Below are 24,493 nucleotides of genomic sequence, written 5' to 3'. Positions count from 1 at the left end.
TATCATCTCCCTAGAGTAATTAATAAATTTTATTATAGTTAGTATTAGGTTTTAAATTCAAAACTATACATTACATTAATATAGATTGGATTTTTTTATTTACAGGTGTAAAGACACTTGACATCACATCCATAAGGTTGTACAATTATGTTAGCAATACTAGGCCTAGTAAAATTATACAATTATAGTAATGCTTAAATTGGTTAAACTAAATTAAGAATGTATATAAGGAGGCAGAATTTATGACTTCTGAGTCAGTAGATTTAGTGCAAAAGATAGAGAATTTAAAAAAAGAGCGAAATGCTATTATTTTAGCTCATAATTATCAAATTGATGAAGTACAAGCTATCGCTGATTATACTGGAGATTCATTAGGATTAAGTCAAAAAGCTGCTGATATAGTAGATGCTGAGGTGATTGTCTTCTGTGGAGTAGATTTCATGGCAGAAAGTGCTGCTATTCTATCTCCGCATAAGACAGTATTATTACCAGAACAGAATGCAGGGTGTCCCATGGCAGCCATGATTACAGCAGAAGAGTTAATAATGAAGAAGAAAGAATATCCTAATGCTACAGTTGTTTGTTATGTTAATTCTTCAGCAGAAGTAAAGGCTGAAAGTGATATTTGTTGTACCTCATCTAATGCAGTAGATATTGTGGAATCTTTAGATAGTGATCAAATCTTATTTGTTCCAGATGAGAATTTAGGACACTATGTTTCTCAACGAACAGATAAAGATGTGGTTTTATGGGAGGGACGATGTATTACTCATCATAGAGTTAAGGCTGATGATTTTGAAAAAGTTAAAGAAGCACATCCAAAGGCTCCAATTATTGTTCATCCAGAATGTAGGCCAGAAGTTTTATCAGCGGCAGATTATGTAGGTAGTACTTCACAAATTTTAAAGTTTGCCAATGAGTCTGAGGCAGATAAAATTATCGTTGGTACTGAAATGGGAATCTTATATAGATTAAATAATGAGAATCCAGATAAGACTTTTTATATCTTAAATCAGGGCCTAGTTTGTAAAAATATGAAGATGACTTCATTGCAGCATGTAGCCGACGCTTTAGAGAATATGCAGTATAAGGTGACTGTAGATAAAAATATTAGAGTTAAAGCTAAAGAAGCTTTAGATAGAATGTTAGAGTTTAGCAAATAGTAGTAGTACATTTGGAGGCTGGATTATGGTTCCTAGATATTTAGTAAATTTTGACTTATCAGATTTAGATAAAATAGAAACAGATTTTTTAGTAATAGGTAGTGGAATTGCTGGTTTATTCAGTGCTTTGAATTTAGCTGAAAAAGGAGAAGTAACTTTATTAACTAAGGAAGAGCCTAAGGATTGTAATACAGAGTATGCACAAGGTGGTATAGCGGCTGTAATTTCTGAAGATGATACACCAGAATTACATTACCGTGATACTTTAGATGCTGGAGATGGTTTATGTAATCCTTATGCTGTTAAAATTTTAGTTAATGAAGGAAGTCAGAGGATTAAAGAATTATTTGAGTTAGGTGTAGATTTTGATCGTGAAGGTGATAAAGTTGCTTTAACTAAAGAAGGGGCTCATAGTTGTCGACGGATTTTACATGCTGGAGGCGATGCAACAGGAACGGAGATTAGATCCTCTTTATTTGAAAAAGTTTTAAATAAATCTCAAATTAAAGTCGAAAATGGCATCTTTGTAATTGATCTTTTAACAGAGGATGATAGATGTCACGGCGCATTAGCTTATGATAATCAACAAGGTGAGTATGTGGCTTACCTAGCTAAAGCTGTAGTTTTAGCTACTGGTGGTGCTGGTCAACTTTATCAAGAGACTTCCAATCCAGAAGTAGCAACTGGTGATGGTATTGCCTTAGCATATCGAGCTGGAGTAGAAGTGATGGACTTAGAGTTTGTTCAGTTTCACCCTACTACATTACAATTAAATGGAATTCCAAATTTTCTTATTTCCGAAGCAGTTAGAGGTGAAGGGGCAGTATTAAGAGATCAGTCCGGTGATCGTTTTATGCCTAAATACCATGAATTAGCTGAATTAGCTCCTCGTGATGTAGTGGCTAGAGCAATTTATCAAGAGATGGAAAAGAATAATATTGGGTATGTTTATTTAGATGTGACAGGCTTAGAAACAGAATTTATTAAAAGAAGGTTTCCTACTATTTATCAGACTTGTTTAGAGAGAGGGATTAATATTACTAAAGATTTTATACCGGTTTCACCTGCTGCTCATTACTTTATGGGAGGAATCAAGACTAATACCAATGGAGAGACAAATCTTTTAGGATTATTTGCTTGTGGAGAAACGGCTTCCTTGGGAGTTCATGGTGCCAATAGATTAGCTAGTAACTCACTTTTAGATGGCTTAGTCTATGGTAAACGAGTAGCTAAGAAAGCAATAGAATATATGATAGATTTAAAATTAGATTTTAAGAAATTAAAGATAAATAATAATAATCAACAATTGATAGACAAGCCATTATCAGCAGTTAAAGAAAAGTTACAATTATTAATGATGGAGAATGTAGGGATTATTCGTAATAAGAATGGCTTAAATCAAACAATGAATGAAATTAAAGAATTAATTAATTACTTAAATATAGATATAGAGGATATTAGATATATTGAAGTTCAAAATCTAATTAATTTAGCTTACTTAGTAGTTAAGGCATCTCTTATTAGAAAAGAGAGTAGAGGAGCACATTATCGAGAAGATTATCCAGAAACTAAACAAAAGTGGCAAAAACATATAGTTTTACAAAAAGATAAAGAGTGGGAGGGGTTAAATCTTGAATTTAAATAAAGAAGAAGTATTAAAAATAATCGATAATGCTTTAGAAGAAGATTTATGGACTGGTGATATTACTACTGAAGCGATTATTGATAAATCTAGACAAATTACTGGCACTTTTTTAGCTAAAGAATCAGGAGTGATTGCTGGATTAGAAGTAGTTAAAATGGTTTTTAAAAAAGTGGATTCAAAACTTAATTTTAAATTTCTTATAGATGAAGGAACTAAGGTAGAAGCTGGTGAAGAGATTGCTGAAATTTCTGGAGTAGCTAGTTCAATCTTGACTGGAGAACGATTGGCTCTTAACTTTTTACAACGAATGTCAGGAATAGCTACAAAGACTGCTAAATATAAAAAGTTGGTTACTGATTATGATGTGAGAATAGTTGATACTCGAAAAACAACACCAGGATTGCGTATATTAGAAAAGTATGCTGTTAGAATAGGTGGTGGTAGTAATCATCGTTTAGGGTTATATGATGCAGTAATGATTAAAGATAATCATATTCGAGCTGTAGGAGGGATTAAAGAAGCTGTTAAAAGAGCTAAAGCTAATATTCCTCATACGATGACGGTTGAAGTGGAGACTGAAGATTTGGCTGATGTTAAAGAAGCTTTAGAAGCTAGAGCTGATATTATTATGTTAGATAATATGTCTTCAAAAATGATGAAAGAAGCTGTGGAATTAATTGATGGAGAAGCAATTGTAGAAGCATCAGGAGGAATTACTAATGAAACAATTGCTGAGGTTGCTGCTACTGGAGTGGATGTAATTTCTTTAGGAACTTTGACTCATACTATTAATTCTTTAGATATTAGTTTAAACTTTGAAGTTTAATTAATTGTAAAATAGGGGGAGATTAGAGTGAAGATTAAAGATTTAGTTTATGGTGCTTTATTAACAGCTTTAGCATTAGCAATTCCGTTGATGTTTGGAGGGTATTTAAGAGTATATATTCCGCCTTTTTCTGCTACCTTAGCTTCTCATGTTCCTACTTTAATTGCTATGATAATTAGTCCATTAGTAGCAGGTTTAGTAGGGGTAGGTTCTACTTTAGGTTTTTTAATGATTCTAGGTCCTACAATTGCTGCTCGAGCTGCGGTGCATATTGTTGTAGGAGTAGTAGGAGCCTTATGGATTCAAAAAGGTAAAACTGTGATTAGTGCTTTTGGATTAACTACATTGATTCATGCTTTAGGAGAAGCATTAATAGTTATTCCATTTGGCTTTTCTTTATATAAAGCTGGAGTAGTAATTGGAGTTGGAACTGTCTTACATCATGCAGTAGATGCTATGATTGCCTTGACAGTAATTAAAATGTTAGGATGGAAATTATCAAATGATAATGAAAGAATAAATGCTTAAATCTTAAAACAGCCTATCATTAGGCTGTTTTTTATTACAGACTAATCTTTTATCTTTAAATGTTAGTATTGAAGCTGCTAGACAGGAGAACATGGCTATATTTTTATTTGATTTTATAGTTATTAATTACTTAGTCACTTATGACCAAAAAATAAAAAATATTTAAAAAATAATAATAGATACTGTTGATGAAGAGACTAAGTAATCTATTTGTTAATAATAAAAAACCTTGCAACTCTATATTTTGTCTGTTATAATTCAAGTAAGTAAAAAATCAAATATTAATTAGGGGTGCTCTTTATAGAGCTGAGATTATACCCTTTGAACCTGTTGGTTAGCACCAGCGTAGGGAAACAGTATTACTTATAATATTAAGTAACTGGAAATTTAAGCATAACTCCTGCGTGGGGTTATGCTTTTTTTTATATTCTTATTTAGGAGGTGAAGATTTAGTGCTAATTAAAGTAAATGGGGAAGAAGAAGAGATAGAAGTAGGTTTAAGTATTTTAGAATATATTAAATATAAAAGTATTGATCCAAATCAAGTAGTTATTCAATATAATGGTGAGATCATAGGTGATGATGAAAGGTTAAGTCAAATAACTTTACAACCTAAAGATATTTTAGAAATATTAAGGTTTGTAGGAGGAGGATAAAAAGATGGATAAATTAATAATTAATGGTCAAGAAGTAGATAGTCGTTTATTTATAGGGACTGGAAAGTTTCCAAATAAAAATATTATTCCAGAAGTAATTAAAAGATCTGGAGCACAAGTAGTGACAGTAGCATTAAGAAGAATGGATTTTGAAGCTAAGGAAGAGAATATTATTAATTACATACCAGATGATTGTATTTTAATGCCTAATACATCAGGGGCTAGAACTGCTAAGGAGGCTGTAAAAATTGCTAAGATTGCTAGGGCAGCTGGATGTGGTGACTGGGTTAAAATAGAGGTGATTTCTGATAATAAGTATCTATTACCAGATAATTATGAAACTATTAAGGCTACTGAAATGCTAGTTAAAGAAGGGTTCACTGTACTACCTTATATGAGTCCTGATTTAATGGTAGCTAAAGAGCTAGAGAAAGTAGGAGCAGCAGCAGTTATGCCTTTAGGAGCTCCAATTGGTACTAATCGAGGATTGAAGACTAAAGAATTAGTTAGAATTTTAATTGAAGAGATAGAAGTTCCAACCATTGTAGATGCTGGTATTGGCAAACCATCAGATGCTGCTGAGGCTATGGAGTTAGGAGCAGAAGCGGTCTTAGTAAATACAGCTATTGCTACAGCCAAAGATCTAGTGCTAATCGGGGAAGCTTTTAAGCAAGGTGTAGAAGCAGGGAGAAAGGCCTATGTAGCTGGAACTGGGCAAATTAAGAAATATGCTTCAGCTTCTTCTCCATTAACAGGTTTTCTTAATACAGAGGATGATAGCTAAATGAGCTTTTATGACCAGTATTTAGAATTAGCTGATTTTGACTTTGTTGCTTATTGGAATGAACTAAGTGATCAGGATATTGAACAAATTTTAGAAAAAGATAGAATTGATTATCTAGATTTTCTAGCATTACTATCTAAAAGAGCAGAAAGATATTTAGAACCTATGGCTCAAAGAGCTCAAAAGTTAACAATTAAACATTTTGGGAAAGTGGTATTTTTATATACTCCTCTATATCTTGCTAACTATTGTGTTAATCAATGTCTTTATTGTAGTTTTAATACTAAAGAAAGTATTGAACGAAAGAAATTGGGATTATCTGAAATTGCTAAAGAAGCAGAAGCTATAGCCAAGATGGGTTTTAGACATATCTTGATTTTAACTGGTGAATCACGGAGAGACACTTCAGTGTCATATATTAAAGAAGCCGTAGAATTATTAACTGATTATTTTGATTCAATTGCTATTGAGATTTATCCTTTAAAAACAGAGGAATATAGGGAATTAGTTGAAGCTGGTGTTGATAGTTTAACTATTTATCAAGAAGTCTATAACCAGGATGTCTATGATCAAGTTCATTTAGCAGGGCCTAAAAAAGATTATCAATTCCGTTTAAATGCTCCGGAACGTGGGTGTCAAGCTGGAATGAGAGCAGTTAATATTGGTGCTTTATTAGGATTGAATGATTGGCGTAAGGAAGCTTTCTTTACTGGATTACATGCTAAGTATTTGCAAGATAATTATTTAGAAACGGAAATTAGTCTTTCATTACCTCGTATTAGACCTCATTTAGGAGCGTATCAACCTAAAGATGAGGTGCAAGATAAGAAGTTAGTTCAAAATTTATTGGCCTTAAGGTTATTTTTGCCGCGAGCGGGTTTAAATATATCTACTAGAGAAAGAGCTGAATTACGAGATAATTTAATAGGTTTAGGAGTAACAAAGATGTCAGCAGCTGCGAAGACTAGTGTTGGTGGTTATGCTCAAACTAATGAAACTATAGATATAAATGTCGATCAAGATGATTGTCAATTCGAAACTTCGGATAAAAGAAGTGTTAAGGAAGTTACAGCGATGCTACATCAACAAGGATATCAATCGGTATTTAAGAATTGGCATATATTTTAAACAGCTATTTAAAATATCATTAGTAGGATAATTAGTTTATATAATCCAATTATCCTACTTTAATTTATTTTTTAAATAACAAATTACTTCCTAAATTCCACCCAATAATTACTGCTCCAGCAGCAAAAATTAGTCCTCCTAATGACCGGCCTATCATGTAAGGTATTAATAATGCTCTAACTTTAGTAAATTCTATCCCTACATATCTTAATAAATATGATTGCACTACTCCTGCTATGAAGAGCGAAATTCCCATTAAAGCTAATCCAGAATTTATTAACCAGAATGCTATTTTGCCTTTTTTTATACTTAGATCTTTTGTTCTTTTCCATTGAGGTAAAATAAAGTAGAATAAAGATAAAGTTAATAAACCATATGTTCCAAAAATAGCTAAATGTCCATGTGCTGAAACTAATTCTGTACCATGAGTATATTGATTAATACCAGGCCAAGTCATAATAAATCCTAAGCCTCCAGCACCAATTAAATTCCAAAAGACTGTAGCCCATAAATATTTAAAGGTTAATTCATTAGTAGTTATCATATTCTGCCGTTTAATACTTTTAAAAGCAGTATAAACCAAAAAGAAAATAGGAAGTATTTGTAATGCACCGAAGATCATTCCTATATATAACCATATGTTTGGAGTACCTATCCAAAAATAATGATGTCCTACTCCTAAAAATCCTGTTAATATTACTAAAAACACCTCTACATAATACCAGCGTTCTACTGTTTTGCGTTTTACTCCAGTCATCATTAATAAAATTGAAGAAATTATTGAGGCTATTATTAATTCTAATGTACTTTCTACCCAAATATGTACAGTCCAAAATTTAAAGAATTCATCCATGGCTATATTTTTATACGTTAACATACTAGGGATAAACATTATAATAGAAAAAAATAATCCTACAATTAATCCAACCATAGTAGGATGCCATTCAGTAACCTTTCTTTTTAATAATGTTAATAGAATATTTATAAAGAATAATATTAAAGAGACAGCAATTGCTATTTTAAATGGTAATAAGGCTTCTAAATATTCACGTCCAGTTGTAAATCCTAAAGATAAACTACTATAAATAGATAATAAAGTTATTATCATTAACCAAAATTGTATATTAGCTAATTTAATATTTATGTCATATCCAACTTCTTCTGGTAATATGTAATAAACCCCGCCGATTATTCCTAAAATCGGCCAAAAAATACTTAAATTAATATGAAATGCTCTACCAGCGTTGAAAGGAATTGGAGCTGGTAAATCAGGAATAATGAATTCCATTGAAGCGCCAAAAGCTAAAAAGACCTGAAAAGTAAACATTAAAATGGCAGCAGTTAAAAATTTAAAACTTACTTTTTGTGATTTATATTCAATAGTTTTGATTTTAGATTTTTTATTTTCTTGGTCATCTTGTTTGTTATTATTCTCAGAAGGCAAAAAAGGTATTAGTCTTTTAAATGTATTTAATAATCGTTTCATATCAATTCACCCTTTTTTATTTTAAATTATAATCTTTTAATTTAGTTTTTAATAAAGTTTTAGGTGGCCAACTGTTAGTGTCAATCTGATTTACAAAGATTAAAAAAGCAATAATCTCATCAGCTTCTTCACTAGAGAGTCCAGGATGTTTTTTAGATTTATTTGGTGGCATTACTGGACGTTTGGTGAAGAATTTTCTAATCCATTTTTTATTTCTATTACTCATGGTTTTTGTTAAATCAGATGCTAAATAAGCCCCATTTCCAAAAATAGCATGACAGTCAACACAACCTTTTTTATGCCATACTTTCTTACCTGCTAAATATTTTTCATTTATAGCAGGAGTTTTTAAATTATTAATTGTTATATGAGTAATATAGCTAAATGCAACTAAAGTAGTTATTATTAAAATTATAATTAAATACTTCATTTAAACACCTACTTTCAATTAAATGCAGTTATCATTTAGGTTACTCTGAATCTGAAATTTTAATTCATTAAATAAGATTTTATATAGCTAATCATTTCTATAATTTATATAAAAAAAGATTAAATAGATGTTCATTTAAAAATTAGGTTATAAATAAATGCTTATAGTGAAATAATAGAATAGAATAAAATTAATAGGAGGAGATGCAATGTCAGAAGAAGTTCCATTTAAAGAAGTATTAGATGGTAGAATTAGTATTCATGACTCTGTTCAAGAATTATATGAAGAAAGATTAACTAAAGATGAAATGAGTAATACTTTCGATCGTTTTGATGCTCAAGATAGAATTAGATGTAAGTTTTGTGTAGATGGTGTTAGCTGTCAGTTATGTAGTAATGGGCCTTGTCGTATTTCAGAAAAAGCAGGTGCTGAATTAGGTACTTGTGGTATTGATCCTAATGCTATGGCCATGCGTGATATGTTACTTAGAAATGCAATGGGCACTAGTACCTATACTCATCATGCTTACAATGCTTTTAGAACTCTTAAAGCAACTGCGGAGGATAAGACACCTTTTGGTATAGTTGATGAACAAAAGTTAAGGGATATTGCTGCAGCAGTAGGAGTTGATAATTCAGGAGCTAAAGAAGATGTTGCTATACAATTAGCTGATACTATGATTGGTCAGCTATATTCTGGTTATGAAACATCACCAATGATGGTTGACGCTTTTGCACCAAAGCATAGAAAGAAGAAATGGAAGGATTTAGGGTTATATCCTTCTGGGGTTGTACATGAAATTAAAGATGCTACTGCTAGTTGTTTAACAAATGTAGATGGTTATCATGTATCTATGGCCAAGAAAGCTATGCGCCTCGGAATAGCAACTATTTATGGTGCGCAGCTTGGTTTAAATCTAGTACAAGATATGCTTTTTGGTACTCCTACACCTCACCCAATTCAAACAGATATGGGAATTCTTGATCCTGACTATATTAATATAGTATTTAATGGTCACGAGCCGTGGACAGGCGTAGCTACTATTTACGCTGTCCGTGATGAACAAGTTCAGCAAAGAGCTAAAGATGCCGGAGCTAAAGGTATTAGAGTTATTGGTTGTATTGAAACCGGTCAGGAATTAGCACAAAGATTTGGTATGGATGATGTTTTTGGAGGATTAATCGGTAATTGGTTAGCTATTGAACCTGCTTTAGCTACTGGTACTATTGATATCTTTGCTATGGATGAAAACTGCTCACCACCAAATTTAAAACCTTATGAAGATAAGTATCAAGTTACTTTAGTCTCTGTCAGTGACTTAGTTAGAATTCCTGGAGTAGAAAAAAATTATAATTATATGCCTGATAAAGTTGGAGATGTTGCTCAAGAACTAATTAATATGGGGATTGAGAATTTCAAGAAGCGAAAAGAAAGAAATATTGAGCCATTTGTGCCACAAATAACTCAGGAAGCAATTGCTGGTTTTTCTACTGAATCTGTATTAGAAGCATTAGGTGGAAAAATAGATCCATTAGTTGATGTAATTAAAGATGGAAATATTAAAGGAGTTGTTGCTTTAATTAACTGTACTACTCTTCAGAATGGACCTCATGATTATATGACTGTTAAGTTAACTGAAGAATTAATTAAGAAAGATATTTTAGTAGTAACTGGTGGTTGTGGTTGTCATGGTTTAGAAGTTGCTGGATTAGCCAGTATGGAAGCAATTGAACAAGCAGGAGATGGATTAAAAGCCGTCTGTGAGAAGTTACAGATTCCACCGGTATTACCTTTTGGTACCTGTACTGATACTGGTCGTATTTCAACAGTAGTTACTGCTATAGCTGATTTCTTAGATGTAGATACTTCTGCTCTACCAGTAGCAGTAACCGCACCACAGTATCTAGAACAGAAAGCAACTATTGATGGTGTCTTTGCTCTAGCTTACGGACTCTATACACACTTATCGCCTACTCCTCCAGTTACTGGTGGAAAAGAGTTAGTAAAACTTTTAACTGAAGATTTAGAAGAGATGAGTGGTGGTAAAGTAGCCTTAGGTGAGGATCCAGTGCAGGTTGCTGAAGATATTGAAGCTCATATCATAGAGAAGAGAGAAGGATTAGGTATTTAATTTAAAGTTTATAATTAATCTTAAATTATAACCTCTTATATTAATATGAGACTACTTTTTAAGTGGCCTCTATTAATATAGGAGGTTTTTTTATTATAAAGCTATTTGAGTCATAAATTATTATTGTATCTTATAAGATAGTTATGTTGAGGTTATAAATTTTTAAAATTAGTTTTCACATGTACGGAATAACTTTTATAAAATATATTGTTAGTTTTGCAAAGAAAGAATAACAATTATATGCATATAAATAGATATCATAAAATATAATGTATATGATTGTAATAAATTAGGTTTATTGAGATGATTTGTGGAAGTTTATAGGGACTAATAAGTATAATTTAAATTATTGAAGTGATAAGTGAGGTGATAAATAATGTCTTTGCAACAAAAGAATGAAGAATTAGGAATATTAATATTAAATACTGACTTAATAATTCAAAGTTATAATGCTATAACAGATGAATTTTTAAAAGAGAAGAATGAGGAATTAATAGGCAAGAGAATTACAACATTTTTTAATTTAAATGAAAAGCAAATTAAGATTAATTTTAAAGAGGATATAGAATTAAAAATTAGATTAAATGATAATTATAAATTAAAACTTAAAGTTGAGCCTTTATTAGATGATCACTCTGTAATAAAAGGTTATATATGTTTTTGTTCACTAAGCTTTTCAGAAGGACTATTATTAGAAAAGGAGGTAGTAGCAAAATTAGTCCATGAATTAAAGAATCCATTAGCAAATATTAAAGGATTTATACAATATATTGAACATAGATTAACTGATTATAATGATGAAAAAATAGATAAATATTTAAATTTATTAGATAAAGAAATAGATGAATTAAATTTATTAATTAATAGATCGTTAGAATACGCTAAACCTGAGAATTTAGATCCAGAATTAATATCACTTAATGAAGTTATTGAAGATATTCACCAATTAATAGCTGATGAATGTCATGCAAAGGGGATCAAAATAGATTATGATTTAGATAAAAATAGTCAAGGTTATTGTGAACATTTACATATTAAGCAAGTCTTATTAAATATAATTAAGAATGCTATGGATGCTTTAAGTGAAAATACTAATAAACAGATAGATATAGAAATTAAGTCTACACAAGATGATAAATATAACATAATAATAATTAAAGATAATGGCCCAGGGATTAAAGAGGAATATATAGATGAAGTTTTTAGTCCATTTTATACTACTAAAAGTAATGGTAATGGGTTAGGATTAAGTATTAGTAAGGAAATCATAGAAAAATATGATGGAAAGATAGAAGTAGATATTCTAGAGACTGGTACTAAATTTATGATTTATTTACCTACAATTGAAAAGAACTAAAGTGGTATAATGTGTAATAATTAATATTAAATGTAATATATTTACAAATAAGTATAGTTTCTGGATTCAGTCAATTAAAGAGAATATATTAAAGAAGGGGGAGGATTATGTTAAGAGAAAAAAGGTTAAATTTACAGGAACTAGAGTATGAAGAAGAAACTTTAACAAGTCAAAATGAAACTACTAACACAGGTCAACCTAAAAAGGAGGTTTATAAAGAACAATTTACATTACCTGAAAAATATTATGTTAATAAATTAGTATTACAAGTAAAGAATCCTGAATGGATATATGTATATTGGGAATATACGTCTGATAGATTAAATGAAATTGCGTTACAGGCTGGTTATATAGAGAAAGATGATATTCCTATAGTATTAAGAGTTTATGATTTAACTACAACTAACTATTATAATATTAAGGTTGAAGATGATTATAACAGTTGGTATCTTGGAGGGTTAACACCAAATCATATTTATATAGGTGAGTTAGGAATTTTAGATAAAGATAATATATTTTATTCATTAATTAATTCTAATCAAGTAAAGACACCAGCTAATAGCATTAGTGATTTGTTTGATGAAGAGTGGTTAGAAGTTAATGAAGAGATAGAAACAATTTATAGATTATCTAAGGACGGATCAGAAATAGATAATTATAGTTCAATAGATTTTATAAAGAAGATTAAAAATGTTATTCAACGATTTGATTTAAAGACAGGATATAGTTCTTTAGAATCATTAAAGACTTTTAATATAAAATAAGCTATAAGTTACAGCAGAATGAAAATATTTTAGATAATGAGGTGATAAATTTTGTCAGAAGTGAAGGGGTATTTATCGTTAGTATTACATGCCCACTTACCATTTGTGCGTCATCCAGATTATGAAGATTTTTTAGAAGAAAGATGGCTATATGAAGCAATTACCGAAACATATATTCCATTAATTGAACATTTTGAACAACTTCATAGAGACGGAATAAATTATAAATTAACTATGTCCTTAAGTCCATCTTTAATTTCTATGTTAACTGACTCTTTATTACAAGAACGTTACATTAAGTATATTAATAACTTAATTGAGCTAGCCTCAAAAGAAATAACACGTACTAAAGATTATGAACAGATTAATCAAACAGCTAAAATATATTTAAATAAGTTTCAATGTGCAAAGGAAATTTTTGTAAATAAATATAACCGAAATTTAGTTAATGCATTTAAGAAATTTCAGGATTTAGGTTATTTAGATATTATTACTTGTGGAGCAACTCATGGTTATCTACCGTTAATGAAGGAATATCCAGAGGCAGTTAGAGCTCAAATTGAATTTGCTATTGATAATCATAAGCAACATTTAGGTGAGGCTCCAGCAGGAATTTGGCTGCCAGAGTGTGCTTATTATCCAGGACTTGATAAAATCTTAGAGTTATATGAAATTCGATTTTTTATTCTTGATACTCATGGTATATTATATGCTACGCCTCGACCTAAATATGGAGTATTTGCACCAATCTATACTCCATCAGGAGTAGCGGCTTTTGGTAGAGATAGAAAATCAGCTAAACAAGTATGGAGTGCCCAAAAAGGGTATCCAGGAGATTATAATTATCGAGAATATTATCGTGATATAGGGTTTGATTTACCATTAGACTATATTAAATCTTATATTTCTGATGAAAAGATTCGTACTAATACTGGAATTAAGTATTATAAGATTACTGGAGATAATTGTGAACTACAAGATAAAGAGCCATATGATTATAAAATAGCGCGAGAAAAAGCTGCTAATCATGCAGAAGATTTTATTTTTAATAGAATAAAACAGATAGAAGATTTAAGTAATCTTATGGACAGGGAACCATTAATTTTAGCACCGTATGATGCTGAATTATTTGGACATTGGTGGTATGAAGGGCCTGACTTTTTAAATTTTTTAATTAAAAAGATAACTAATGAGCAGGAAGTAATAGAATTAATTTCTCCTATAGAATATTTAAAGATGTATCCTAAGAATCAAGTCTGTCAACCTCCTATGTGTAGTTGGGGGGCTAATGGTTATAATGACGTGTGGTTAGATAGTAGTAATGATTGGATATATCGGCATTTACATCAAGCTGTAGAGAAAATGGTTGAATTGGCTACTGATTATATTAATCCAAATAAGTTAACTAAGAGAGCTTTGAATCAAGCGGCTAGGGAATTATTATTAGCTCAAAGTAGTGATTGGGCTTTTATTATGAAGACAGGAACAATGGTAGAGTATGCCATAAAGCGTACTAAAGCTCATATCCATCGGTTCTTTAATATTTATAATCAATTGAAGTTAAAAGAAATTGATGAAGAATGGTTAAGTGAATTGGAGAAAAAAGATAATATTTTTTCCAATATTAATTATCAAGTATATAGTAAGCATTATACATCTAAATAACTTTTGAAGAAGGTGAGATGATAATGAGTATTTTAGCATTAGTTTTAGCTGGTGGTAGAGGGAGTAGGCTGGATATTTTATCTGCAGATAGAGCTAAACCAGGTGTTCCATTTGCCGGAAAGTATAGAATTATTGATTTTACTTTAAGTAATTGTGTTAATTCAGGTATATATGATGTAGGAATTTTAACTCAATATTTACCTAGATCTTTACATAGACATATTGGAATTGGAAAACCTTGGGATCTTGATAGGCAGTTCGGTGGAGTAACTTTATTACACCCTTATATAGGTAAAGAAGGAGGATGGTATCAGGGAACAGCTCATGCTGTTTATCAAAACCTTCTTTATATTAAAAATAAAAAGCCAGATTATGTTGTTATTTTATCTGGGGATCACATTTATAAAATGGATTATTCTAAAATGGTGGACTATCATAAATCTAAGAATGCTGATTTAACTATTGCGGCTAAACCAGTACCTATAGAAGAGGCTCATCAATTTGGCATTTTAAATACTAATGAAGATATGAGGATAGTTGATTTTAAAGAAAAACCTGAGAATCCACCTAGTAATTTAGCATCAATGGGTATATATGTCTTTAGTACAGATGTGTTAATTAATAAATTAGAAGAATTTTGTAGTCAAAAGAATTCAGATTTTGGTCATCATATTATTCCACAAATGATTAGAAAGACTAGAGTCTTTGCTTATAAATACAAAGGATATTGGAAAGATGTAGGTACAATTAAATCGTTTTGGGAAGCCAATCTGTCTCTAATTAATCCTTTGCCCGAGATGGATTTATATGATGATAATTGGAAATGGCATACTAGAAGTGAAAGTAAACCACCTGCTAAATTTGGAAGAGAAGGTGAAGTTAATCAAAGTTTAATTTCTAATGGAGCTATTATTAATGGTAAAATAAAAAATTCAGTTGTTTTCCCAGGGGTTTTCATTGAAGAAGGAGTTGAAGTTAAAGATTCAATTATTTTTAATAATACTATCATTAAACAAGGGGCTAAGATTTGTAAATCTATAATTGATAAGAATGTAGTTATAGGAAATAATACCCAAATAGGTTTTTATAAAAACACAACTGCTAATTTTGAACGACCAAAAATTTTGAATAGTGGTTTAAATGTAATTGGTAAAGGAGTTAGAATACCAGAGAATATTGAGATTGGTCAAAATTGTAGAGTCTTACCTAGAGTTAAAGAAGATGATTTTAATAAAAGAAAGATTACTAGCGGTAGCACTATTAGACCACGGAATTAATTTTAATAATAAAAATATTAAAATTAAAAAATATTTCATCAACTTTAAAGGTGATTTAAATTATATATGGAATTAGTAATATAAGGAAATGTATGAGTTGCTGACATTGAAGTAAATTTAAGTATAGAGAAAATAATTATGGAATAGTCAGATATTGAAGGGGGAATAGTGAATTATGGTAAGCGGTAATTTAATAGAAGATGAAGTGATGAGTAAGGTTGATGAAATATTAACAGACAAAGAAGAGTTTTGTGATTGTGATCAATGTAAGCAAGATATACTTGCTTTAGCTCTTAGTAATTTAAAGCCGCGATATGCTGGAAGTGAAGAAGGTAAAATTATTCTAAATAGTACTGATCTATCTAGTGAACAGACGCAATTAGATATATTAAGATCAGTATTAGAAGCAGCAAAAAAAGTTCATGAGCGTCCTCATCATGACCGAGGTTAGAGGATATAACTTAATATAATGATAGAAACAAGACCTTTTTATGGGTGTTAAAATACCATAAAGAGGTCTTCTTCATTTTAAATATATTTTATAAGTTTCTAAAGATATTATAGAAAGAACTAAAAAAATTTATATCTTATATGTAATTTTACTGATACAATATAATTGAAGATGGAATAAAGTCGAAATTAATTATAATTTTTCATAAACAGTCTAATACATGATCAAGGAGGGGAAGGATTAATGAATTTGCTTTTATCGTTTGGATTAATGTTACTTTGTGGCTTTGTAGTAGGTAATTTATTTAAAAAAATCGGAATTCCAACGGTTACAGGTTATATTATAACTGGAATTCTTTTTGGAGAATCTATATTAGGTATTCAAACTCATGAACATATTAAAAGATTAGCACCTGTTACTGGTCTAGGTCTGGGTGTAATCTCCTTAACTATAGGTGAAGAATTATTGATTGAAGATTTAAAGAAAGCGGGTAAGAGTATTTTAAGTATTAGTTTATTTCAATTATTAATTACCTTTATTTTAGTTGCCGGTGGATTAACTTTATTAGGTGTACAGCTTCCAATAGCTTTAATTTTAGGAGCTATTGCTTCGGCTAATGCTCCTGCAGAAACGGTAGCTGTTATTGAAGAATATAGGGCTCAAGGACCACTTACTAGTAGATTATTAGGGACTCTTGCTGTTGGTGATTTATTTGCCATTATGTTCTTTGGGGGAATTATGGCAATTGTAGGCACATTAAATACAGGTGCAAGTCATTCTATCTTAAGTTCATTAAGTGAACCTATGATTGAAATAATTGGTTCTATTATTGTGGGAATAATAGTTGCTGGAATTTTGCACTATTTTGCACATCATACTAAATTAGAAAAAGATTATTTGTTAGTAGTATTAGCTGTATTATTTATTGATATAGAGTTAGCAAATTATCTTCATTTATCATCATTATTGATTAATATTACGGCTGGGTTTACATTAGCTAATTTATTTGATTGTCGTCATGAGATTAAGGAAGTTATTGAAGTTATAGAAGTTCCTTTATTTATAGCTTTCTTTACTTTAGCAGGAGCAGAGTTAGATTTCTCAATCTTATCGCAAGTTGGTATAATTGGAACTACTTATATAGTGGCTAGGATTATAGGGAAGTTATTAGGAGCTTGGTTAGGAGCTAAGGCTTCTAATTCATCTAGAGTTATTTCTCGTTATCTAGGCTGGGGATTAATTCCACAGGCTGGGGTTGGAATTGGTTTATCTATTGTAGTTTCAGAAAAGTTCCCGGAAATAGGTTCAGTAATCACTTCTATAATTTTAGCTTCAGTAGCTGTAAATGCGTTAATTGGTCCATTAGCTATAAAAAGTGCACTTACTAAAGCTGGAGAGGTTAATGAGGCTAAAGAGTGTGAGGATTATTCTTTAGATGAGAAGGCAGATCCTATACATGTTTAATTAAAAATTAAAAAATATTATTAATATTAAAAGCCTACTATTGAATTTTTAGTAGGCTTTTAAATATGTCTAAAGATTTTATAGAAAGAACCAAAAAAATTTATATCTTCTTCTAAATATTGATGTTACAATATAAATTAAGATGGACTCTAGGTAGTCTAAAAAGGGGGCTGGATAATGTGAATTTAGTTTTAGCATTTAGTTTGATGTTGCTTTCTGGTTTTATAGTAGGAAGTTTATTTAATAAGATAGGGATTCCATCTATTACAGGTTATATATTAACAGGGGTTGTATTTGGTGAATCAGTTTTAGGAATTGAAACTCATGAATATGTTAAGACATTGGCGCCAATTACAAATTTGGGATTAGGATTAATAGCTTTAACAATTGGAGAGGAATTAATTATAGATGAATTAAAAAAATTAGGTTTTACTATTATAAGTATAACATTTTTTCAATTTCTAGGAACATTTATGGTTGTTTTAAGTATTATGTTACTATTTGGAGTTTCATTGCCGTTAGCTTTAATTTTAAGTGCAATTGCTTCAGCAACCGCTCCAGCAGCTACTACTGCGGTAATTGAAGAATATAAAGCTAAAGGGCCTTTTACTAGTACTTTGTTAGCGACTATTGCTATTGATGATGCAGTTTGTATAATGTTATTTGGGTTAGTATTAGCAGTGGATCAGGTCCTAATTAATGGAGGCGGTTCAATAATGAGTATGATAGGACAGCCATTCATTGAAATATTTGGTTCAATAATTGTAGGTTTGATAATTGCTAAATTACTTGCCTTTTTGGCTCATCGAACTAAGCTTAAGAAGGAGTATCTATTAATTGTATTAACTACTGTCTTACTTGATATGGAGTTAGCAGATGCTTATCATCTATCTCCATTATTGGTAAATATGACTGCAGGTTTTGCTCTTACTAATTTCTTTGATTCACAACATGAGATTAAAGAAGTTATTGAAGCAGCTGAAGTGCCAATTTTTGTTGCTTTCTTTACATTAGCTGGTGCTGAATTACAATTAGATGCATTATTTAGTACTGGATTAGTTGGAGTTGCTTTTATAGTTTCTAGAATTGTAGGTAAAGTCTTAGGGGCATGGACAGGAGCAACAATTTCTAAAGCACCTAAAAAAAGTAAGACGTTATTTAGGTCTAGGTTTAATCCCGCAAGCAGGTGTAGGGGTTGGATTAGTCTTTGTAGCTGCATCAGCTTTTCCTCAATTTAGTAAAACTTTAACATCTCTTATTTTAGCATCGGTTGCTGTTAGTGAATTAATTGGTCCATTAGCAGCTAAGTTTGCATTAAATAAAGCAGGGGAAATTGATAAAGGGGCAGATGATGATCAAGAACATATTAATAATTATTCTTTAGAAGATGAGGAATCACAGGTAACAGCTCTTTAAAGGGCTGTTATTTTTTTATTCTCTTTTTAAAATAAAACCTAAAGATTTTATAGTAAATTCTAAAGAAACTTATATCATATATTAATTTTTACTGATACAATATAATTGGGCATATAAGTAATTTATAGAAAAAAATTAATAGGAGGGGATAGGAGGATGGAGCATTCTTTTAATTCATTGGTGATTATTACTTTATTGGCCTTTATAGTTCCAATTATAATTGAAAGTGTTAAAAAAGTTAAAATTCCGGTAGTGGTGGGAGAGATTATTGCTGGAGTTATAATTGGAAAGAGTGGATTAAACTTAATAGAAGCTGGATCATGGCTAAATTTTTTATCAGAATTTGGATTTGCTTTTTTAATGTTTTTATCTGGATTAGAAGTTGATTTTAATTTAATTCAAAGAACAGCTAAAAAAGAAAAAGGTATATTAAATGGTTCTATTTTAAACAGTATTATTATCTTTTCTTTAACATTGTTAATTTCATATATTATATCTCAATTATTTGTAATTTTCAATCTACTATCTACTCCTTGGTTGATGACTTTAATAATTTCAACTACTTCTTTAGCAATAGTCATGCCAACTTTAAAAGAAAAAGAAATTATAACTACTGATTATGGACAACAGTTATTACTGTCTGCATTACTGGCAGATTTTTTAACAATTTTATTAATTACTATTTTTGCTATTTTAACTACTTCTGGTGCCCTTCATCAAATTTTATTGATTGGTCTTCTTTTTTTAGCCTTTATCATTTTTCATAAAATGGGTATTATCTTTAGTAATAGTAAAATATTTGATGAGTTAGCTCATGCTACTTCTCAAATTAAAGTTAGAGCATCATTTGCCTTAATTTTGATTTTTATTGCTTTAGCTCAGGAATTAGGTATTGAAATGATTTTAGGAGCATTTTTAGCAGGAACTATTATTTCTTTAATTTCTGATGATGAAAATAATTACTTAAATCATAAATTAGATGCTATTGGTTATGGTTTTTTTATTCCAATTTTCTTTATTATGGTTGGCGTGAAATTTGATATTACTGTTTTATTTAATTCTAAAGATATTTGGTTATTTACTATTTGTTTAATTATAGCCTCCTACCTTGTAAAATTGATTCCAGCTTTGATTTTTAAACGGAATTATTCATGGCGAGAGACTTTAAGTGCAGGGTTTCTATTATCATCTAGATTAAGTTTAATAATTGCTGCTTCTACTATTGGCTTAGAGTTAGGAATAATCGGTGAAAGTATTAATTCAGCGATTATATTAACAGCTATTTTTACTTGTACTGTTTCACCAATTTTATTTGATTATTTTTGTCCAGAATATGAAAAAGATAAAGAATCTATTGTAATTATTGGGAGTGGTGAATTAGTTTCTTTATTAGTAAAAAAGTTACGTGAAGATCATACAGAAATAACTATTATAGAGAAAGATAGTAATAGAGTAAAAAGAGCTAAGCAATTAGCTGATGAAGTTATTGAAGGTGATGCTACTAACTTATCTATTTTAAAGCAAGTAGATATTAATAAGAATACCACTTTAGTAGTAGCTACCGGTGATGATTATGTTAATGAAAAAATTTGTAAATTAGTCAAAGATAATTTTATAGTTGAAAATATATTACTTTTAAATTCTAAATGTGACATGGAGAAAAATAAAATATTATCAGAGGAAGGGATAAATATAATAACTCCTTCTATAGCAGCAGTAGTTATGCTAGAAAATCTGATTAGAAGTCCTAAAACGTTTATTAATTTGACTGAAGAAAAATTAACTACTAAAGAGATAAGATTGAAACAAAGTTTCTATATTGATAAGAAAGTATCAGATTTAGATTTGCCAGGAGAATGTTTATTATTATCTATAGAAAGAAATAATGAATTAATTATCCCGCATGGATATAATAAATTACAATATGGTGATATCTTAACAATTGCTGGCAGTCATGACAGTGTACAGCTAGTCGCTAGGCAGTTAGAAAGGGCAAGTTAATATTTAATAGGATTTATCATTTAATTTGACATGATAAAGTGATAAATTGCAAAAAAGGTAGTAATTTAGCTTAAAAAGAAGCAAGTAACAGATAAACTAACATATATAAGTAAGATAATATTTGTCATAGGTAGATTAGTTAGTTATAATTTAGTTGGTTAAAGTATTAAAATATAAAAGTTATAATAAAACAGGAGGAGTTAGAATGAAACAAATAAGAAAACCTAATTTATTTGAAGCTATACTACCTATAGTAATAACGGCAGTATTATTATTTACTGGAATAGTATTTTTGGGGATTGATCCACATATTCCATTAGTTTTAGGAACTGCAGTAGCTAGTCTTTTAGGAGTGGTATTAGGATTTAATTGGAAAGATATTCAACAAGGATTGATAGATGGAATTAATGTAGCTATGGGTTCAATAATTATTCTATTGATTATTGGTATTGTAATCGGTGCTTGGATTCTTAGTGGTACTGTACCTACAATGATTTATTATGGTATGAAATTATTATCACCACAAATTTTCTTAGTGGCAACAGTCTTAATATGTTCAGTTGTTTCCCTGGCTAGTGGTAGTTCTTGGACGACAGCAGGAACAGTAGGAATTGCATTAATAGGAGTTGGTCAGGGCTTAGGAATTCCATTACCAATGGTAGCTGGAGCAATTATTTCTGGGGCTTATTTTGGAGATAAAATGTCACCATTATCTGATACTACTAATTTAGCTCCGGCAATGGCTGGAAGTAATTTATTTGAACATATTAAACATATGGTTTATACTACTACACCGGCTTATATTATAGCTTTAATTTTATATGGATTTTTAGGAAGAGGTTTTGGAACAGAAGCACTAGATGTTAATAAGATAAATGTTATTTTAGATACATTAAATCAGACGTTTACAATTAATATTTGGATGTTATTACCGGCTGTAATGGTATTTATTATGGCGGCTATGAAAATACCAGCAGTTCCTACTTTAATTTCAGGTTCTGTGGTTGGGGGAATTTTTGCTATGTTATTCCAGGGAGCTGGTTTTTCTAAAGTTATTAATGCTATGCATTATGGATATAGTAGTGATACAGGAGTAAAGGTAGTAGATAGTCTTTTATCTCGTGGTGGATTAAATAGTATGATGTGGACGATATCATTAATTCTTTGTGCTTTAGCTTTTGGTGGGGTACTTGATAGGATTTCGGTATTAGAAGTAATAGTTAATAAAATATTATCATTAGCTAATACAACTGGTAAATTGATTGCGAGTAATATTGTAGCTTGTATTGGAGCCAATGCTTTATTAGGTGATCAATTCTTATCTATTATTGTACCAGGTAAGATGTATAAAGCAGCTTATGAGAAAAAAGGATTGCATCCTAAGAATCTATCTAGGGTATTAGAGGATAGTGGTACTTTAACTGCAGTATTAATTCCATGGACAGCTGGAGGAGCATATATGGCTGCAACTTTAGGTGTTGATACATTTGCTTATGTTCCTTATGCTTTCTTTAATTTAATTGTTCCAGTAATTTCTATGATATATGGATTTATGGGAATAACTATTGAAGAGATAGATGAAACGAGTACAGTGAAAGTAGATGCATCAGAGGTAGCTTAGATTAATATATTTAATTAATCAAAAAGATCTCTCTAGCTATATAGTTAGGGAGATCTTTTTGATTTGTAATAAAAGTTTTGTTATTTTATTAGATTGACAATTACTTTGAAATACATTAAAATGGGATTATGAAAGGTTAGATGTCAGACGACTTATAAATTGTTTGGTAAAACAGATACTTTACATATAATCTTATTCATGAAGTAAGAAAAGGTAAAAGTTAATAATTTAGGAATATAATTATTAAGATTATATTTTATAGGGAGGATATTATAAATGCCAATTCATATTGAAGCTAAGGAAGATGAAGTAGCTGATATTGTATTATTACCTGGAAATCCAGAAAGGGCTAAGTATATAGCTAAAAAGTTCTTAGATGATCCTAAGTTATATACTAGTTATAGAGAGATGTATGGTTATACAGGAACTTTTAATGGAGTAAAAGTATCTGTTCAAACTACAGGTATGGGAGTTCCATCTACTGCAATTATTTTAGAAGAATTAAATATGTTAGGAGCAAAAACATTAATTAGAGTAGGAACTTGTGGTGCTCTAAAAGAAGGTTTAGAAGCTGCTGATTTGTTAATTGGCCAATCAGCTGCTACTGCAGGAACTACAATTAATAGTTTAACTGATGACATTACGTTAGCTCCACCAGCTGATTTTGAATTAATTAATAATTTATATCAAAGTGCTATTAAATTAGATATGCCTGTTCATGTAGGACAGATTGTGACTTCTGATTATTTTTATGGTAAAAGTGATAACTATATAGATGGATTAAAGAAATTAGCTGAATATGGTGTTTTGGGTGTGGAGATGGAAACAGCAGCTTTATATAATATTGCTGCTAAGTATGGTTTAAGAGCAGCAACAGTACTTACTGTATCAGATCATGTCTTTACTCAAGTAAGGGCAGATAAAGATAAGATTCAACAAGGTGTAGATAGAATGACAGAAATGGTATTAAAGACAGTAACTAAATTATTTGATTAAAAAGAGGAAGGTGAAGATAATGAACCAAGAAATATCAAATATGATTGATCATACTATTTTAAATGCTGATGCAATTGAGGAGGATATTAAGACCAAGTGTCAAGAAGCTAAAGAATATAATTTTGCTTCTGTATGTGTAAATCCTAGTTTTGTAAAATTAGCTAGTGAGGAATTAAAAGGTAGTTCAGTTAAGGTTTGTACAGTAATTGGTTTTCCATTAGGCATGAATACAACTAAAGTTAAAGCTTTTGAAGTTAAAAATGCTATTAAGAATGGAGCTCAAGAACTTGATATGGTAATTAATCTAGGAGCAGTAAAATCTGAAGTCTGGAATATTGTTAAAGATGATATTAAAGAAGTAGTTGCAGTTAGCTCAGATAATATAGTTAAAGTAATTATTGAAACTTGTTATTTGAATGATGAAGAAAAAAGAAAGGCTTGTCAAGTTGTTAAAGAAGCAGGAGCAGATTTTGTAAAGACATCTACAGGTTTTGGAACTGGTGGTGCGACTATAGATGATGTTAAATTAATGAAAGAAGTTGTAGGTGATGAATTAGAAGTTAAAGCTTCCGGGGGAATTAGAAGTTTAGAAGATGCTAAACAGATGATTGAAGCAGGAGCTACTAGAATTGGAGCTAGTTCAGGTGTTAAGATTATAGCTGGAAAAGAAACTACAGGAAATTACTAAAACAATAAAATAATTA

21 protein-coding genes and 1 riboswitch are annotated in these 24,493 nt (G+C 30.3%); of the genes, 19 read left to right on the top strand and 2 right to left on the bottom strand.

Annotation, left to right across the window (positions count from 1 at the left end):
* The first annotated feature begins 212 nt into the window (after positions 1 to 212).
* The 7 genes from nadA to thiH all read left to right on the top strand — a co-directional run bounded on the left by nadA (position 213) and on the right by thiH (position 6,730).
* A complete protein-coding gene (gene nadA, locus B5D41_RS05300) occupies positions 213 to 1,163 on the top strand; it encodes a quinolinate synthase NadA (protein WP_327292694.1) in 951 nt (316 codons plus the stop codon).
* A 25-nt stretch (positions 1,164 to 1,188) separates the two neighbouring features.
* Entirely contained in the window at positions 1,189 to 2,808 is a 1,620-nt protein-coding gene (nadB, locus tag B5D41_RS05295; RefSeq protein ID WP_078809577.1) for an L-aspartate oxidase, read from the top strand.
* On the top strand, positions 2,795 to 3,634 hold the full coding sequence (gene nadC / locus B5D41_RS05290) for a carboxylating nicotinate-nucleotide diphosphorylase (protein ID WP_078809576.1): 840 nt from the start codon (positions 2,795 to 2,797) through the stop codon (positions 3,632 to 3,634). Before nadB ends, nadC begins: the two co-directional genes overlap by 14 nt.
* Before the next feature lie 27 nt (positions 3,635 to 3,661).
* Positions 3,662 to 4,162: an ECF transporter S component gene (locus tag B5D41_RS05285; RefSeq protein WP_078809575.1), complete on the top strand. Its 501-nt coding sequence runs from the start codon at positions 3,662 to 3,664 to the stop codon at positions 4,160 to 4,162.
* Between the two features lie 277 nt (positions 4,163 to 4,439).
* Positions 4,440 to 4,531, top strand: a riboswitch (TPP riboswitch).
* An 83-nt stretch (positions 4,532 to 4,614) separates the two neighbouring features.
* The gene (thiS, locus tag B5D41_RS05280) at positions 4,615 to 4,818 is read left to right on the top strand and encodes a sulfur carrier protein ThiS (RefSeq protein WP_159442895.1); all 204 of its coding nucleotides are present in this window, start codon (positions 4,615 to 4,617) and stop codon (positions 4,816 to 4,818) included.
* 4 nt (positions 4,819 to 4,822) lie between these two features.
* Positions 4,823 to 5,602 carry a thiazole synthase gene (locus B5D41_RS05275; protein WP_078809574.1) on the top strand — a complete coding sequence of 260 codons (780 nt, stop codon included), beginning with the start codon at positions 4,823 to 4,825 and terminating at the stop codon, positions 5,600 to 5,602.
* Positions 5,603 to 6,730: a 2-iminoacetate synthase ThiH gene (thiH, locus tag B5D41_RS05270; RefSeq protein WP_078809573.1), complete on the top strand. Its 1,128-nt coding sequence runs from the start codon at positions 5,603 to 5,605 to the stop codon at positions 6,728 to 6,730.
* Positions 6,731 to 6,794: 64 nt separating this feature from the next.
* On the opposite strand, the gene B5D41_RS05265 is transcribed toward thiH, so the two are convergent.
* Both B5D41_RS05265 and B5D41_RS05260 read right to left on the bottom strand, forming a co-directional pair.
* Positions 6,795 to 8,216 (bottom strand): cbb3-type cytochrome c oxidase subunit I, encoded by a 1,422-nt coding sequence (locus tag B5D41_RS05265; RefSeq protein WP_078809572.1) that lies wholly within the window; start codon positions 8,214 to 8,216, stop codon positions 6,795 to 6,797.
* A gap of 16 nt (positions 8,217 to 8,232) precedes the next feature.
* Positions 8,233 to 8,646, bottom strand: a complete 414-nt coding sequence (locus B5D41_RS05260) for a c-type cytochrome (protein WP_078809571.1) — start codon at positions 8,644 to 8,646, stop codon at positions 8,233 to 8,235.
* Positions 8,647 to 8,854: 208 nt separating this feature from the next.
* Here B5D41_RS05260 and cooS point away from each other — a divergent pair, with 208 nt between their 5' ends.
* The 12 genes from cooS (at position 8,855) to deoC (ending at position 24,477) form a co-directional block, all read left to right on the top strand.
* Positions 8,855 to 10,777 (top strand): anaerobic carbon-monoxide dehydrogenase catalytic subunit, encoded by a 1,923-nt coding sequence (cooS, locus tag B5D41_RS05255; RefSeq protein ID WP_078809570.1) that lies wholly within the window; start codon positions 8,855 to 8,857, stop codon positions 10,775 to 10,777.
* 376 nt (positions 10,778 to 11,153) lie between these two features.
* Positions 11,154 to 12,134 carry a sensor histidine kinase gene (locus tag B5D41_RS05250; protein ID WP_078809569.1) on the top strand — a complete coding sequence of 327 codons (981 nt, stop codon included), beginning with the start codon at positions 11,154 to 11,156 and terminating at the stop codon, positions 12,132 to 12,134.
* 107 nt (positions 12,135 to 12,241) lie between these two features.
* Entirely contained in the window at positions 12,242 to 12,898 is a 657-nt protein-coding gene (locus tag B5D41_RS05245; RefSeq protein ID WP_078809568.1) for a DUF4912 domain-containing protein, read from the top strand.
* 51 nt (positions 12,899 to 12,949) lie between these two features.
* Positions 12,950 to 14,563: a glycoside hydrolase family 57 protein gene (locus tag B5D41_RS05240; RefSeq protein WP_078809567.1), complete on the top strand. Its 1,614-nt coding sequence runs from the start codon at positions 12,950 to 12,952 to the stop codon at positions 14,561 to 14,563.
* 23 nt (positions 14,564 to 14,586) lie between these two features.
* Positions 14,587 to 15,840, top strand: coding sequence for a glucose-1-phosphate adenylyltransferase (locus tag B5D41_RS05235; protein WP_078809566.1), 1,254 nt, complete (start codon positions 14,587 to 14,589; stop codon positions 15,838 to 15,840).
* A gap of 175 nt (positions 15,841 to 16,015) precedes the next feature.
* Positions 16,016 to 16,291 carry a late competence development ComFB family protein gene (locus tag B5D41_RS05230; RefSeq protein ID WP_078809565.1) on the top strand — a complete coding sequence of 92 codons (276 nt, stop codon included), beginning with the start codon at positions 16,016 to 16,018 and terminating at the stop codon, positions 16,289 to 16,291.
* Between the two features lie 243 nt (positions 16,292 to 16,534).
* Positions 16,535 to 17,755, top strand: a complete 1,221-nt coding sequence (locus B5D41_RS05225) for a cation:proton antiporter (protein WP_078809564.1) — start codon at positions 16,535 to 16,537, stop codon at positions 17,753 to 17,755.
* Between the two features lie 179 nt (positions 17,756 to 17,934).
* Positions 17,935 to 18,993 carry a cation:proton antiporter gene (locus B5D41_RS05220; RefSeq protein WP_159442894.1) on the top strand — a complete coding sequence of 353 codons (1,059 nt, stop codon included), beginning with the start codon at positions 17,935 to 17,937 and terminating at the stop codon, positions 18,991 to 18,993.
* Between the two features lie 334 nt (positions 18,994 to 19,327).
* The gene (locus tag B5D41_RS05215; protein ID WP_078809562.1) at positions 19,328 to 21,172 is read left to right on the top strand and encodes a monovalent cation:proton antiporter family protein; all 1,845 of its coding nucleotides are present in this window, start codon (positions 19,328 to 19,330) and stop codon (positions 21,170 to 21,172) included.
* 205 nt (positions 21,173 to 21,377) lie between these two features.
* Entirely contained in the window at positions 21,378 to 22,793 is a 1,416-nt protein-coding gene (gene nhaC, locus B5D41_RS05210; protein ID WP_078809561.1) for a Na+/H+ antiporter NhaC, read from the top strand.
* 276 nt (positions 22,794 to 23,069) lie between these two features.
* Positions 23,070 to 23,789, top strand: coding sequence for a DeoD-type purine-nucleoside phosphorylase (locus tag B5D41_RS05205; RefSeq protein WP_078809560.1), 720 nt, complete (start codon positions 23,070 to 23,072; stop codon positions 23,787 to 23,789).
* A gap of 19 nt (positions 23,790 to 23,808) precedes the next feature.
* Entirely contained in the window at positions 23,809 to 24,477 is a 669-nt protein-coding gene (deoC, locus tag B5D41_RS05200; protein ID WP_078809559.1) for a deoxyribose-phosphate aldolase, read from the top strand.
* Positions 24,478 to 24,493: the final 16 nt, after the last annotated feature.

Source organism: Selenihalanaerobacter shriftii, from assembly GCF_900167185.1.
Lineage (GTDB): Bacteria > Bacillota > Halanaerobiia > Halobacteroidales > Acetohalobiaceae > Selenihalanaerobacter > Selenihalanaerobacter shriftii.
This window is presented reverse-complemented; position numbering and strand designations above follow the sequence as displayed.